The 13,757-nt window shown below is 53.5% G+C and carries 16 protein-coding genes and 5 tRNA genes; 18 read left to right on the forward strand and 3 right to left on the reverse strand.

Annotated features, from left to right (window positions below):
- Window positions 1-9 precede the first annotated feature (9 nt).
- The 17 genes from cydB to pnuC all read left to right on the forward strand — a co-directional run bounded on the left by cydB (window position 10) and on the right by pnuC (window position 10,094).
- Window positions 10-1,149 carry a cytochrome d ubiquinol oxidase subunit II gene (cydB, locus tag ACERY3_RS02455; protein ID WP_047061368.1) on the forward strand — a complete coding sequence of 380 codons (1,140 nt, stop codon included), beginning with the start codon at window positions 10-12 and terminating at the stop codon, window positions 1,147-1,149.
- Between the two features lie 14 nt (window positions 1,150-1,163).
- Entirely contained in the window at window positions 1,164-1,277 is a 114-nt protein-coding gene (cydX, locus tag ACERY3_RS02460) for a cytochrome bd-I oxidase subunit CydX (protein ID WP_003858598.1), read from the forward strand.
- Entirely contained in the window at window positions 1,277-1,567 is a 291-nt protein-coding gene (gene ybgE, locus ACERY3_RS02465) for a cyd operon protein YbgE (RefSeq protein ID WP_014831116.1), read from the forward strand. The genes cydX and ybgE overlap by 1 nt, the downstream gene beginning before the upstream one ends.
- Window positions 1,568-1,715: 148 nt before the next feature.
- Window positions 1,716-2,120, forward strand: coding sequence for a tol-pal system-associated acyl-CoA thioesterase (ybgC, locus tag ACERY3_RS02470; protein ID WP_003858593.1), 405 nt, complete (start codon window positions 1,716-1,718; stop codon window positions 2,118-2,120).
- Entirely contained in the window at window positions 2,117-2,809 is a 693-nt protein-coding gene (gene tolQ, locus ACERY3_RS02475; protein ID WP_008501101.1) for a Tol-Pal system protein TolQ, read from the forward strand. The genes ybgC and tolQ overlap by 4 nt, the downstream gene beginning before the upstream one ends.
- 3 nt (window positions 2,810-2,812) lie before the next feature.
- Window positions 2,813-3,241, forward strand: coding sequence for a colicin uptake protein TolR (gene tolR, locus ACERY3_RS02480; protein WP_003858589.1), 429 nt, complete (start codon window positions 2,813-2,815; stop codon window positions 3,239-3,241).
- A 28-nt stretch (window positions 3,242-3,269) separates the two neighbouring features.
- Entirely contained in the window at window positions 3,270-4,556 is a 1,287-nt protein-coding gene (gene tolA, locus ACERY3_RS02485; protein WP_373224999.1) for a cell envelope integrity protein TolA, read from the forward strand.
- A 134-nt stretch (window positions 4,557-4,690) separates the two neighbouring features.
- A complete protein-coding gene (gene tolB, locus ACERY3_RS02490) occupies window positions 4,691-5,983 on the forward strand; it encodes a Tol-Pal system beta propeller repeat protein TolB (RefSeq protein WP_008501103.1) in 1,293 nt (430 codons plus the stop codon).
- Between the two features lie 35 nt (window positions 5,984-6,018).
- A complete protein-coding gene (gene pal, locus ACERY3_RS02495) occupies window positions 6,019-6,540 on the forward strand; it encodes a peptidoglycan-associated lipoprotein Pal (protein ID WP_003858578.1) in 522 nt (173 codons plus the stop codon).
- Window positions 6,541-6,549: 9 nt separating this feature from the next.
- Complete coding sequence (gene cpoB, locus ACERY3_RS02500; RefSeq protein ID WP_048976319.1) at window positions 6,550-7,344, forward strand: cell division protein CpoB; 795 nt, start codon at window positions 6,550-6,552, stop codon at window positions 7,342-7,344.
- Between the two features lie 161 nt (window positions 7,345-7,505).
- Window positions 7,506-7,581 (forward strand) — tRNA-Lys (locus ACERY3_RS02505).
- A gap of 126 nt (window positions 7,582-7,707) precedes the next feature.
- A tRNA-Val gene (locus ACERY3_RS02510) sits at window positions 7,708-7,783 on the forward strand.
- Window positions 7,784-7,786: 3 nt separating this feature from the next.
- Window positions 7,787-7,862 (forward strand) — tRNA-Lys (locus tag ACERY3_RS02515).
- Window positions 7,863-7,903: 41 nt separating this feature from the next.
- Window positions 7,904-7,979: transfer RNA gene (locus ACERY3_RS02520), tRNA-Lys, on the forward strand.
- 31 nt (window positions 7,980-8,010) lie between these two features.
- Window positions 8,011-8,086, forward strand: a tRNA-Lys gene (locus ACERY3_RS02525).
- Window positions 8,087-8,308: 222 nt separating this feature from the next.
- Window positions 8,309-9,352 carry a quinolinate synthase NadA gene (nadA, locus tag ACERY3_RS02530; RefSeq protein WP_319875518.1) on the forward strand — a complete coding sequence of 348 codons (1,044 nt, stop codon included), beginning with the start codon at window positions 8,309-8,311 and terminating at the stop codon, window positions 9,350-9,352.
- 22 nt (window positions 9,353-9,374) lie between these two features.
- Window positions 9,375-10,094 (forward strand): nicotinamide riboside transporter PnuC, encoded by a 720-nt coding sequence (gene pnuC / locus ACERY3_RS02535; RefSeq protein ID WP_047061376.1) that lies wholly within the window; start codon window positions 9,375-9,377, stop codon window positions 10,092-10,094.
- Here pnuC and zitB read toward each other — a convergent pair.
- On the reverse strand, window positions 10,091-11,029 hold the full coding sequence (gene zitB / locus ACERY3_RS02540) for a CDF family zinc transporter ZitB (protein WP_033144958.1): 939 nt from the start codon (window positions 11,027-11,029) through the stop codon (window positions 10,091-10,093). The two genes, pnuC and zitB, sit on opposite strands and share 4 nt — an antisense overlap.
- A gap of 104 nt (window positions 11,030-11,133) precedes the next feature.
- The gene (locus ACERY3_RS02545) at window positions 11,134-11,514 is read right to left on the reverse strand and encodes a protein YbgS (RefSeq protein WP_032661161.1); all 381 of its coding nucleotides are present in this window, start codon (window positions 11,512-11,514) and stop codon (window positions 11,134-11,136) included.
- Window positions 11,515-11,818: 304 nt separating this feature from the next.
- Between ACERY3_RS02545 and aroG the strand changes: the two genes are divergently transcribed.
- Window positions 11,819-12,871 carry a 3-deoxy-7-phosphoheptulonate synthase AroG gene (gene aroG, locus ACERY3_RS02550; RefSeq protein ID WP_058841707.1) on the forward strand — a complete coding sequence of 351 codons (1,053 nt, stop codon included), beginning with the start codon at window positions 11,819-11,821 and terminating at the stop codon, window positions 12,869-12,871.
- 61 nt (window positions 12,872-12,932) lie between these two features.
- Here aroG and gpmA read toward each other — a convergent pair whose 3' ends face one another.
- Window positions 12,933-13,685: a 2,3-diphosphoglycerate-dependent phosphoglycerate mutase gene (gene gpmA, locus ACERY3_RS02555; RefSeq protein ID WP_033144959.1), complete on the reverse strand. Its 753-nt coding sequence runs from the start codon at window positions 13,683-13,685 to the stop codon at window positions 12,933-12,935.
- Window positions 13,686-13,757 lie beyond the last annotated feature (72 nt).

Genomic DNA, 13,757 nt, shown 5'->3' on the forward strand with positions numbered 1-13,757 from the left:
AGTCATCAAATGATCGATTATGAAGTATTGCGTTTTATCTGGTGGCTGCTGGTTGGCGTTCTGCTGATCGGTTTTGCCGTCACGGATGGTTTCGACATGGGGGTGGGGATGCTCACCCGTTTCCTCGGTCGTAATGACACCGAGCGTCGAATCATGATCAACTCCATCGCCCCTCACTGGGACGGTAACCAGGTGTGGCTGATCACCGCTGGCGGCGCGCTGTTCGCTGCCTGGCCGATGGTCTACGCGGCTGCGTTCTCCGGCTTCTACGTGGCGATGATTCTGGTGCTGGCCTCTTTATTCTTCCGTCCGGTCGGTTTCGACTACCGTTCCAAGATTGAAGACACCCGCTGGCGCAACATGTGGGACTGGGGCATCTTTATCGGTAGCTTCGTTCCACCGCTGGTGATCGGCGTGGCGTTCGGTAACCTGCTGCAGGGCGTACCGTTCCACCTGGACGAATACATGCGTCTTTACTACACGGGTAACTTCTTCCAGCTGCTGAATCCATTTGGCCTGCTGGCCGGCGTGGTGAGCGTGGCGATGATCATCACTCAGGGCGCAACCTATCTGCAGATGCGTACGGTTGGTGAACTGCACCTGCGTTCTCGCGCGACGGCTCAGGTCGCTGCGCTGGTAACGCTGGTCTGCTTCGCACTGGCCGGTGTGTGGGTGGTGTACGGCATTGATGGTTATGTGGTGACCTCTGCAATTAACCACTCGGCACCGTCTAACCCGCTGACCAAAGAAGTGGCGCGTCAGGCTGGCGCATGGCTGGTGAACTTCAATAACACCCCTGCGCTGTGGGCGATCCCGGCTCTGGGCGTATTGCTGCCGCTGCTGACCGTGTTGACGTCTCGTCTGGAGAAAGGCGCGCTGGCGTTCGTGTTCTCTTCGCTGACCCTGGCGTGCATCATCCTGACGGCGGGTATTGCGATGTTCCCATTCGTCATGCCATCCAGCACCATGCTGAATGCTAGCCTGACCATGTGGGACGCAACGTCCAGCCAGCTGACGCTGAACCTGATGACGTATGTTGCTTGCGTGTTCGTACCGATTATCCTGCTCTACACCACCTGGTGTTACTGGAAAATGTTCGGTCGCATCACTAAAGAACATATCGAAAGCAACACCCACTCTATGTACTAAGTAAGGAGCTGAATATGTGGTATTTCGCATGGATTTTAGGGACGCTTCTTGCCTGTGCATTTGGTGTCATCACTGCCCTGGCGCTTGAGCACGTCGAAGCGACCAAAGCGGGTGAAGAAAAACACTGATGAATATTATCGCGACGCTTTACGCGGTAATGGATAAGCGCCCGCTACGGGCGCTTTCTTTAGTGATGGCATTACTGCTGGCAGGTTGTATCTTCTGGGACCCTTCGCGCTTTGCAGCGAAAACCAGCGAGCTTGAAATCTGGCACGGCTTTCTCATTATGTGGGCGGTGTGCGCAGGTGTGATCCACGGCGTCGGCTTTCGTCCGAAAGCCATTCACTGGCAGGGAATTTTTTGCCCGCTGATTGCCGATCTGGTGCTTCTCGCCGGTTTGATTTTCTTCTTCTTCTGAATAAGAAATGTCCGTTAACGTTATGGGCTTACCCGAGCCCATAAAAATTTACTCTCCGTTTACTTTCTCCCATTCCCAACCCTCTTTCCCGCGCGTATAGTAGCGAAGTTTAAAAGCATTAACTTTTGTTGCATTACCGGGATGTAAAGTGAATACAACGCTGTTTCGATGGCCGGTTCGTGTCTATTACGAAGATACCGATGCCGGTGGTGTGGTTTACCACGCCAGCTACGTTGCTTTTTATGAACGGGCACGCACAGAGATGCTGCGCCATCATCACTTTAGTCAACAGGTGCTGTTGGCTGAGCGAGTTGCCTTCGTGGTACGCAAGATGACGCTTGAGTATTTTGCGCCTGCCAGACTCGACGATATGCTCGAAGTCCAAACTGAAATTACATCAATGCGCGGGACCTCACTGGTTTTCACGCAGCGGATAGTCAACGCAGAGAATACCGTACTGAACTCAGCTGAAGTGCTGATTGTTTGTGTTGATCCAACCATAATGAAGCCTCGTGCGCTTCCTAAGTCTATTGTCGCGGAGTTTAAGCAGTGACTGACATGAATATCCTTGATTTGTTCCTGAAGGCAAGCCTTCTGGTTAAACTTATCATGTTGATTTTGATTGGTTTTTCAATCGCATCCTGGGCCATCATCATCCAGAGAACGCGTATCCTCAATGCCGCTGGCCGTGAAGCTGAAGCGTTTGAAGATAAGTTCTGGTCGGGTATTGAGCTTTCTCGTCTGTATCAGGAAAGCCAGGGACGTCGTGAAAACCTTACAGGCTCCGAGCAAATTTTTTATAGCGGTTTCAAAGAGTTTGCTCGTCTGCATCGTGCAAACAATCATGCGCCGGAAGCGGTTGTAGAAGGTGCCTCGCGTGCGATGCGTATCTCTATGAACCGTGAGCTGGAAAATCTCGAAACGCATATTCCATTCCTCGGTACTGTCGGTTCCATCAGCCCGTATATCGGCCTGTTTGGTACCGTGTGGGGGATCATGCACGCCTTTATCGCGCTGGGCGCGGTGAAGCAGGCGACGTTGCAGATGGTTGCACCGGGTATCGCTGAAGCACTGATTGCGACCGCTATCGGTCTGTTTGCGGCAATTCCTGCGGTTATGGCTTACAACCGTCTGAACCAGCGCGTGAACAAACTGGAACTGAACTACGACAACTTTATGGAAGAGTTCACTGCGATTCTGCACCGTCAGGCGTTTACCAGCACCGAGAGCAACAAGGGGTAAACCATGGCCAGATCGCGTGGACGAGGTCGTCGCGAGCTCAAGTCCGAAATCAATATCGTTCCACTGCTGGACGTCCTGCTGGTACTGCTGCTGATCTTCATGGCGACAGCGCCAATCATTACTCAGAGCGTGGAAGTGGATCTGCCGGATGCGACAGAATCACAGGCGGTGAGCACCAATGACGATCCTCCGGTTATCATTGAGGTTTCCGGCGTAGGGCAATACAGCGTCGTGGTAGAGAAAGATCGTATGGATCAGCTGCCGCCTGAGCAGGTGATTGCTGAAGCGCAGCGTCGTCTGGAGTCAAATCCGAAAACGGTCTTCTTAATCGGTGGCGCGAAAGACGTACCCTACGATGAAATTATTAAAGCGCTGAACTTGCTACATAGTGCGGGTGTTAAGTCAGTTGGCTTAATGACCCAACCTATTTGATCATCCGCGTAGTTTTTGGGAACCGATAGTGTCAAAGGCAACCGAACAGAACGACAAGCTTAAGCGAGCGATAATCGTCTCCGCAGTGCTGCACGTGATTCTCCTTGCAGCGCTGATCTGGAGTTCGTTCGACGAGCATATTGATGCATCAGCCGGTGGCGGTGGAGGGTCTTCCATTGACGCCGTGATGGTGGATCCCGGTGCGGTAGTACAGAACTATAATCGCGAACAGCAGCAGAAGGCGAGTGCCAAACGGGCTGAAGAGCAGCGTGAAAAACAGTCGCAACAGCAGGCGGAAGAACTGCGTGAAAAGCAGGCCGCAGAGCAGGAGCGTCTGAAGCAGCTTGAGAAAGAGCGTTTGCAGGCGCAGGAAGCTGCGAAAGAGCAGGCGGAACAGCAGAAGCAAGCCGAAGAGGCCGCGAAGAAAGCACAGGAACAGCAAAAGCAGGCGGAAGAGGCGGCAGCAAAAGCCGCAGCGGACGCGAAAGCACAGGCTGATGCCCAGGCAAAATTAGCGGCAGAAGCGGCGAAGAAAGCCGCTGCTGATGCTCAGAAGAAAGCTGAAGCGGAAGCGGCAAAGAAAGCCGCTGCCGATGCTCAAAAGAAAGCTGAAGCGGAAGCCGTGAAGAAAGCCGCTGCTGATGCTCAGAAGAAAGCCGAAGCGGAAGCCGCGAAAAAAGCCGCTCAGGAAGCAGAGAAGAAAGCTGCTGCCGAGGCCGCGAAGAAAGCGGCTGCTGCTGAGAAAGCGGCTGCAGAAAAAGCTGCCGCCGCTGAAAAAGCCGCTGCCGATAAAAAAGCTGCAGCTGAGAAGGCTGCCGCCGATAAGAAAGCTGCAGCTGAGAAGGCCGCTGCCGATAAGAAAGCTGCTGCTGATAAAGCGGCGGTCAAAAAGGCCGCGGCTGCTGAAAAAGCCGCTGCTGCCGCAGGGGTTGACGATCTGCTGGGCGATTTGAGCTCCGGTAAGAATGCACCGAAAACGGGCGGTGGGGCGAAAGGAAACAACGCAGCGCCGACGGGAAGTGGTAACACTAAGAGTAACGGTGCGACAGGGGCTGAAATCAACGGTTATGCCGCGCAGATTAAATCCGCTATTGAAAGCCGATTCTATGATGCGTCTTCCTATACCGGTAAAACGTGTACGTTGCGTATAAAACTGGCTCCGGACGGCATGCTGCTGGATATCAAGTCTGAAGGTGGCGACCCGGCTTTATGTACTGCGGCCCTGGCTGCAGCGCGTCAGGCGAAGATGCCTAAACCGCCGTCTCAGGCAGTTTACGAAGTCTTCAAAAATGCGCCGCTGGACTTCAAACCTTAAGTTACATTTTCCCCGTGCAAACGGGGAAAAATAGACCAGGTTTAGTCACAGGGTTCTGGTAGTTTTGTCTATTTGAGTTTGTTAACATTCTGCTAAATTATCGTGGGTAAGGTTACCCGGATAAGGGAGATATGATGAAGCAGGCATTACGTGTAGCATTTAGTTTTTTAATGCTGTGGGCAGCAGTACTGCACGCAGAAGTACGTATCGAGATCACCCAGGGGGTGGACTCGGCACGCCCAATCGGTGTTGTTCCGTTCCAGTGGGCCGGTCCTGGCGCTGCACCTGAAGATGCCGGTGGCATCGTGGCGGCTGACCTGCGTAACAGCGGTAAATTCAACCCGTTAGATCGTTCTCGTCTGCCGCAGCAGCCGGGCAGCGCGCAGGAAGTACAGCCTGCAGCATGGTCTGCACTGGGTATTGATGCCGTGGTTGTGGGTCAGGTTACGCCTAACCCGGACGGCTCTTACAACGTGGCCTGGCAGCTGGTGGATACCGGCGGTGCACCGGGTACCGTTCTGGCACAGAACTCTTACAAGGTCACTAAGCAGTACCTGCGCTACGCGGCACACGCTGCCAGCGATGCGGTATTTGAAAAACTGACCGGCATTAAAGGGGCGTTCCGTACCCGTATTGCTTATGTGGTGCAGACCAACGGTGGTCAGTTCCCGTATGAGCTGCGCGTATCTGACTACGACGGCTACAACCAGTTCCTGGTGAAACGTTCTTCTCAGCCGCTGATGTCTCCAGCCTGGTCTCCGGACGGTTCTAAACTGGCCTATGTAACCTTCGAAAGCGGCCGTTCAGCGCTGGTTATCCAGACGCTGGCAAACGGAGCTGTTCGTCAGGTGGCGTCTTTCCCACGTCACAACGGTGCACCTTCCTTCTCTCCGGACGGGTCTAAACTGGCGTTTGCGCTGTCAAAAACCGGTAGCCTGAACCTGTACGTGATGGACATTGGCTCTGGCCAGATCCGTCAGGTGACCGACGGCCGCAGCAACAACACTGAACCTTCATGGTTCCCGGATAGTCAAAACCTGGCGTTTACTTCTGACCAGGCTGGCCGTCCACAAATCTATAAAGTCAACATCAACGGCGGTGCTCCGCAGCGTATTACCTGGGAAGGTTCGCAGAACCAGAACTCAGACGTGAGCAGCGACGGTAAATTTATGGTAATGGTGAGCTCCAACGGTGGGCAGCAGCACATTGCCAAACAGGATCTGGTAGCGGGTGGCGTTCAAGTTCTGTCGTCAACGTTCCTGGATGAAACGCCAAGTCTGGCACCTAACGGCACGATGGTAATCTACAGCTCTTCTCAGGGGATGGGATCTGTGCTGAATCTGGTTTCTACAGATGGGCGTTTCAAAGCGCGTATTCCGGCAACTGATGGACAGGTAAAATCACCTGCCTGGTCGCCGTATCTGTAAATAATAATTAATTGATTACTAAAGGAATCATAGAAATGCAACTGAACAAAGTGCTGAAGGGGCTGATGATCGCTCTGCCTGTAATGGCAATCGCAGCGTGTTCTTCTAACAAGAACGCCAGCAATGACCAGAGCGGCGAAGGCATGATGGGTGCCGGCACCGGTATGGACGCGAACGGCAATGGCAACATGTCTTCTGAAGAGCAAGCGCGTCTTCAGATGCAGCAGCTGCAGCAGAACAACATCGTTTACTTCGATCTGGATAAATACGACATCCGTTCTGACTTCGCTGCGATGCTGGATGCTCACGCTAACTTCCTGCGTAGCAACCCATCTTACAAAGTCACCGTAGAAGGTCACGCGGACGAACGTGGTACTCCAGAGTACAACATCTCCCTGGGTGAACGTCGTGCTAACGCTGTTAAAATGTACCTGCAGGGTAAAGGCGTTTCTGCTGACCAGATCTCCATCGTTTCTTACGGTAAAGAAAAACCTGCAGTACTGGGTCACGACGAAGCGGCTTACTCCAAAAACCGTCGTGCCGTACTGGTTTACTAAGAGAATTGCATGAGCAGTAACTTCAGACATCATCTGTTGAGTCTGTCGTTACTGGTTGGAATAGCGGCCCCCTGGGCCGCTTTTGCTCAGGCACCAATCAGTAGTGTCGGCTCAGGCTCGGTAGAAGACCGGGTCACTCAACTCGAGCGTATTTCTAACGCTCACAGCCAGCTTTTAACCCAACTCCAGCAACAACTTTCTGATAACCAAAACGATATTGACTCTCTCCGCGGCCAGATTCAGGAAAGCCAGTATCAGTTGAACCAGGTTGTGGAACGTCAGAAGCAGATTTTGCTGCAGATAGATAGCCTGAGCAGCGGTGGTGCAGCAGCACAAGCACAGCCAGCCGCGGGCGATCAGACCGGTGCGGCGACATCAGCTCCGGCTGCGGATGCTTCTGCTGCAACAGGTGCGCCTGTACAGAGCGGTGACGCGAATACGGACTACAACGCGGCCATTGCCCTGGTGCAGGATCAATCTCGTCAGGATGACGCGCTTGCTGCGTTTCAGAACTTTGTTAAGAAATACCCTGATTCCACTTATCAGCCAAATGCGAATTACTGGCTTGGTCAGTTGAATTACAACAAGGGTAAAAAGGACGATGCGGCGTTTTATTTTGCCTCTGTGGTGAAAAATTACCCGAAATCGCCAAAAGCGCCTGATGCGATGTATAAAGTGGGCGTCATCATGCAGGACAAAGGCGACACTGCGAAAGCCAAAGCGGTTTATCAGCAGGTGGTCTCTAAATTCCCGGGTACCGAAGGTGCTAAGCAGGCGCAAAAACGTCTGAATTCGATGGGATGATTATCGCATGACCAGAAATCGCGTTATTTCTGGTCGTGCAGCATGATTCGTAAGCAGTTAAGTGATCTTCATCGAAATTTTTGTTGCGCTGAATTCTTAAATCAGTAATATATGCCGCCGTTGCCACGGGATATCAAACAACGTGAAAACAGCGTAAAAGTGGGTCGTTAGCTCAGTTGGTAGAGCAGTTGACTTTTAATCAATTGGTCGCAGGTTCGAATCCTGCACGACCCACCACTAAGTCAGGTGGAAGTAGTAGTAAAACGTGAAGGATAACGTTGCGTCAGCAACGGCCCGTAGGGCGAGGTGAAGCCGAGTCATCCTGCACGACCCACCACTTAACGCACACCAGCAGTACAGAGTGGGTGATTAGCTCAGTTGGTAGAGCATCTCCTTTACACGGAGGGGGTCGGCGGTTCGAGCCCGTCATCACCCACCACTCGGGTCGTTAGCTCAGTTGGTAGAGCAGTTGACTTTTAATCAATTGGTCGCAGGTTCGAATCCTGCACGACCCACCAATTTTATTGGTTCCGAGTGATAATTCAGGCAACACCCAAAAGGGTCGTTAGCTCAGTTGGTAGAGCAGTTGACTTTTAATCAATTGGTCGCAGGTTCGAATCCTGCACGACCCACCAGCCTGAATAAATTTGAAGTACATCCCGCAAGGGGTCGTTAGCTCAGTTGGTAGAGCAGTTGACTTTTAATCAATTGGTCGCAGGTTCGAATCCTGCACGACCCACCAGTGTAGAAAGGCGCCCTAAAGGCGCCTTTTTGCTATCTGCCGTCTGTGCAGGTCGGGCAAGGCGAAGCCGCTGGCCGACAAATGCTATCCGCACCTATTTCCGGTGACTTTTCCTCTCATATTCGCTATCTTGTTTAGTATACAAAACACAATTGCCATGCGTTTTGCTATGTCATGCAAAAGAAAGGCAAAATTGTTAAGCCCGTAAAACGAGAAGCCATAATGAGTGTGATGTTTGATCCTGAAGCCGCAATCTATCCGTTTCCGCCAAAGCCTGTCCCGCTGAGCCAGGACGAAAAGCAATTCTACCGTGAGAAGATCAAACGTCTTCTCAAAGAACGAGATGCGGTGATGGTGGCCCATTACTACACCGACCCGGAAATTCAGCAGCTGGCGGAAGAGACCGGCGGCTGTATTTCCGACTCACTGGAGATGGCACGCTTCGGTGCAAAACATCCTGCTTCCACGCTGCTGGTTGCTGGCGTGCGTTTTATGGGCGAAACGGCAAAGATCCTGAGCCCTGAAAAAACCATTCTGATGCCGATGCTTAATGCGGAGTGTTCACTGGATCTCGGCTGTCCGATTGACGAATTCACGGCCTTCTGTGACGCCCACCCTGACCGCACCGTGGTGGTTTACGCCAACACCTCTGCGGCGGTAAAAGCACGGGCAGACTGGGTTGTCACCTCCAGCATCGCCGTTGAGCTGATTGAACATCTGGATAGCCTGGGCGAGAAAATTATCTGGGCGCCTGACCGCCATCTTGGAAATTATGTCCAGAAGCAGACAGGGGCTGACGTTCTCTGCTGGCAGGGTGCCTGCATTGTGCACGACGAATTCAAAACCCAGGCGCTGGCGCGCATGAAGGCACTTTATCCTGACGCCGCGATTCTTGTTCACCCTGAATCACCGCAGTCTATTGTCGAGATGGCGGACGCCGTGGGCTCAACCAGCCAGCTTATCAACGCGGCCAGAACGCTGCCTAACAGACAGCTCATCGTGGCAACCGATCGTGGTATCTTCTACAAGATGCAGCAGGCCGTGCCGGAGAAAGAGCTCCTTGAAGCGCCAACGGCGGGTGAGGGCGCAACGTGCCGCAGCTGTGCGCATTGCCCGTGGATGGCGATGAACGGCCTGAAGGCCATTGCCGAAGGGCTTGAGACAGGCGGTGCAGCACATGAAATCCATGTGGATGCCGCCCTGCGTGAAGGTGCGTTAATTCCGCTTAACCGTATGCTGGATTTTGCGGCTACACTACGTACTTAATTCAAAACGCCCCGGGGAAAAGATGGATTTTTTTAGCACGCAGAACATTCTGGTTCATATACCGATTGGTGCAGGTGGCTATGACCTGTCATGGATTGAGGCCGTTGGCACGCTGGCGGGATTACTCTGTATCTGGCTGGCAAGCCTGGAGAAGATCAGCAACTACGCGTTCGGGCTGATAAACGTTACGCTGTTTGCGATTATCTTCTTCCAGATCCAGCTGTACGCCAGTCTGCTTTTGCAGCTGTTCTTCTTCGCCGCCAATATTTACGGCTGGTACGCGTGGTCGCGTCAGAACAGCCAGCAGGAGGCAGAGCTGCAGATCCGCTGGCTGCCCTTGCCGAAAGCCATCGCCTGGTTTGTCGCCTGCGTGGTCGCCATTGGCTTAATGACCGTCTATATCAACCCGGTGTTTGCGTTCCTGACCCGCGTTGCCGTTTCGGTCATGTCCGGTTTCGGCCTGAACGTGACGATGCCCGAGCTCCAGCCGGATGCCTTTCCGTTCTGGGATTCCTGCATGATGGTGCTGTCAATTGCAGCGATGATCCTGATGACCCGTAAATACGTTGAGAACTGGCTGCTGTGGGTCATCATCAACGTGATCAGCGTGGCGATCTTCGCCCTGCAGGGCGTCTATGCGATGTCGCTGGAATATCTGCTGCTGACCTTCATTGCGCTGAACGGCAGCCGGATGTGGATTAAGAGCGCGCGTGAGCGGGGTTCTCACGCGCTTTCCAGCTAGTGGTGATGCTGATGTGAATGTCCGGACTGCGCCTCGTTAAGGTGGCAGTCCGGCCCGTTACAGGGCTGATACTCCATCTGGATGGTGGCGTGGCCAATTTCGTAGTGATGTTCAAGAAAATGCTGGATGCGTTCAAGCAGCGCATCGTGGTCGTGAGGCGGGATCACCTGGACGTGCAGCGTCATGACCGGTTTTTCCCCTACCAGCCAGACGTGCACGTGATGAACATTGCGGACTTCCGGGACTGAACGGCGCAGGTTGCGCTTCAGCTCGTCAATATCCATCGATGCCGGTGCCCCTTCAAGCAGTTCATTCACGCTCTCCTTCAGCAGCCGCCAGGCGCTGCGCAAGACCAGACACGACACCAGCACGGACAGAATCGGATCGACAGGCGTCCAGCCGGTGTAGAGGATCACCAGCGCGGCGACAATCGCCCCGACTGAGCCGAGCAAATCACCCAGAACATGCAGAGCCGCAGCGCGCACGTTGAGGTTCTTTTCCCCGCTGCCGCGGTGCAAAATCCAGAAGGCGAGGATATTCGCCAGCAGCCCCGCCACGGCAATCACCATCATTGTCGCCCCGGCGATCGGCTGCGGGTGTCTGAAGCGCTGGACGGCCTCCCATACGATAAGAACGGTAATGACCACCAGCGCAATGGCGTTAACAAACGCGGCGAGGGTTGTCAGCCTCAGCCAGCCGAAGGTATGGCGCGCATTGGGAGGACGACGCGCAAACTGCACCGCCAGCAGGGCGAAGAGCAGCGCTGCGGCATCGGTCAGCATATGTCCGGCATCAGCCAGTAGCGCCAGAGAGCCGGAAATGAGGCCGCCAATGACCTCGATAATCATAAACGTTGCGGTAACGCCAAAGGCCAGCATCAGTCGTTTAGCGTTGTCGTTGCCGGGAGAGGGTGAGTGGGAATGGGAGTGAGCCATGTCTGCTTTCCTGATATGTTATTGTTTTTAGTGTAGCGTTTTTAATAGGTTACTCCAAAAAGAAAGGAGAGCCAGAGCTCTCCTTTTTCTTACCGAACCCTACATTACTGGGTGGTGCCATCGGTTTTGGTATTCGCGTCGTTCCCTACTTTGTCATTAGGGTCAGGGCATTTGCCGTCCTTGCACATTGAGTTCTTATGAACCTCGTCCGAACTCATATTGTCATGATTCATGGTGCCGGAACCGCTGCCGTTGGGATGCAGCATGGTGCCTCCGGTGTTAGTGTTGCCGGTATTGATCTGGCTGTTGTCGACATTATTCGGGGCGATATTCTGTTTCGCATCAGGTGCGGGCTGGCCTGCTGCTGCCGCGGCATTCGCATCACCGTTGCTGTCTGATGTGCCCGTTTCCGCGGCCAGGACGCTGCCGCTGGCCAGAGTGAGTGTGGCGGTCAGGAAGAGGGTTGCCAGTTTTGTCATTTTCATCATGGTGCTCCTGTTCTTGTCGTTACGCTGGATAACATTCTCCAACAGTGCATCTTTTTCTGAGGCGAAAGATTCCGCCTTACGGACTTACGTCAGTAGGGAATCGCGTTTAAGCGTGTAAAATTGGTTGTTACAGTTAAAAAGCTTAGGTTAGATCTCGTTTTTCGCTATTTTGTGGCGATTTTTAGGCGAATTCCAGGAATTATCTGCGTGAAGTGTAAAACCGTGTTTACACTTCCTGGTCGACAAGATAGATTGAAAGGATTGCTTTCATTACTAAAGATATGGCAGAGCTGGAAAGAAAATGAATTATCAGAACGACGATTTACGCATTAAAGAGATCAACGAGTTATTACCTCCTGTAGCGCTCCTTGAGAAATTCCCCGCCACTGAAAATGCCGCAAACACGGTTTCTCATGCTCGTAAAGCGATCCATAAGATCCTGAAAGGTAATGACGATCGTCTTCTGGTGGTGATTGGCCCGTGCTCCATTCACGATCCTGCAGCTGCGAAAGAGTACGCTGCCCGTCTGCTCACCCTCCGTGAAGAGCTGAAGGACGAGCTGGAAATCGTGATGCGCGTCTATTTTGAGAAACCGCGCACCACCGTGGGCTGGAAAGGACTGATTAACGATCCGCATATGGATAACAGCTTCCAGATCAACGACGGTCTGCGCATTGCGCGCAAGCTGCTGCTGGAGATCAACGACAGTGGCCTGCCTGCGGCCGGTGAATTCCTGGACATGATTACGCCACAATATCTGGCAGACCTGATGAGCTGGGGCGCAATTGGTGCCCGTACAACCGAATCTCAGGTGCACCGCGAGCTGGCATCCGGTCTCTCTTGCCCGGTGGGTTTCAAAAACGGCACTGACGGCACCATTAAGGTGGCTATCGACGCCATCAACGCAGCGGGTGCGCCGCACTGCTTCCTGTCCGTGACCAAATGGGGCCATTCCGCCATCGTTAACACCAGCGGTAACGGTGACTGCCATATCATTCTGCGCGGCGGCAAAGAGCCAAACTACAGTGCGAAACACGTGGCGGAAGTGAAGGTCGGGCTGGAAAAAGCCGGGCTGCCACCGCAGGTGATGATCGATTTCAGCCATGCTAACTCCAGCAAGCAGTTTAAAAAGCAGATGGAAGTGGGTGCAGACGTCTGCCAGCAGGTTGCCGGCGGTGAGAAGGCGGTGATTGGGGTAATGATCGAAAGCCATCTGGTTGAAGGTAACCAGAACCTGGAAGGCAGCGAGCCGCTGGTGTATGGCAAAAGCGTCACCGATGCCTGCATTGGCTGGGACGATACCGATACCATCCTGCGTCAGCTGGCGAATGCGGTAAAAGCGCGCCGCGGCTGAATTTTCAGACACAAATAAAAAAGCGCGGAAGGCTCCGCGCTTTTTTTATGCCTTGCGAAAGTTACTTCGCTTTACCCTGGTTCGCGACAGCCGCTGCTTTCGCCGCGATCTCTTCTGCGTTACCCAGATAGTAGTGTTTGATTGGCTTGAAGTTTTCGTCGAACTCATACACCAGCGGTACGCCGGTTGGGATGTTCAGTTCGAGGATTTCGTCTTCACCCATGTTGTCCAGGTATTTCACCAGCGCACGCAGGGAGTTACCGTGAGCCGCGACGATCACGCGCTCGCCGCTTTTCAGGCGTGGCAGAATGGTTTCGTTCCAGTAAGGCACAACGCGGTCGATGGTCAGCGCCAGGCTTTCGGTGGTTGGCAGCTCAGCGTCGGTCAGCTTCGCGTAACGCGGGTCGTGGCCCGGGTAACGCTCGTCATCTTTGGTCAGCTCTGGTGGGGTGATTGCGAAGCCGCGACGCCACTGTTTAACCTGCTCATCGCCATATTTCTCAGCGGTTTCCGCTTTGTTCAGGCCCTGCAGCGCACCGTAGTGACGTTCGTTCAGTTTCCAGGACTTCTCAACCGGCAGCCAGGCCTGATCCAGTTCGTCCAGCACGTTCCACAGGGTGTGGATGGCACGTTTCAGCACAGAGGTGTAAGCAAAATCAAAGCTGAAGCCTTCTTCCTTCAGCAGTTTACCCGCTGCTTTTGCTTCGCTTACGCCTTTCTCAGACAGATCAACGTCGTACCAACCGGTAAAGCGGTTTTCGTTGTTCCACTGGCTTTCGCCGTGACGCACCAGGACCAGCTTAGTTATAGCCATCTCTTACTCCTCAAGCATTTTTAGAATGATAACAATTCTCATTATATTGCCGTGGCCGTGCCACCAGCAACG

It is taken from the genome of Enterobacter cloacae complex sp. ESBL7, assembly GCF_041679625.1.
Classification (GTDB): Bacteria; Pseudomonadota; Gammaproteobacteria; order Enterobacterales; family Enterobacteriaceae; genus Enterobacter; species Enterobacter asburiae_B.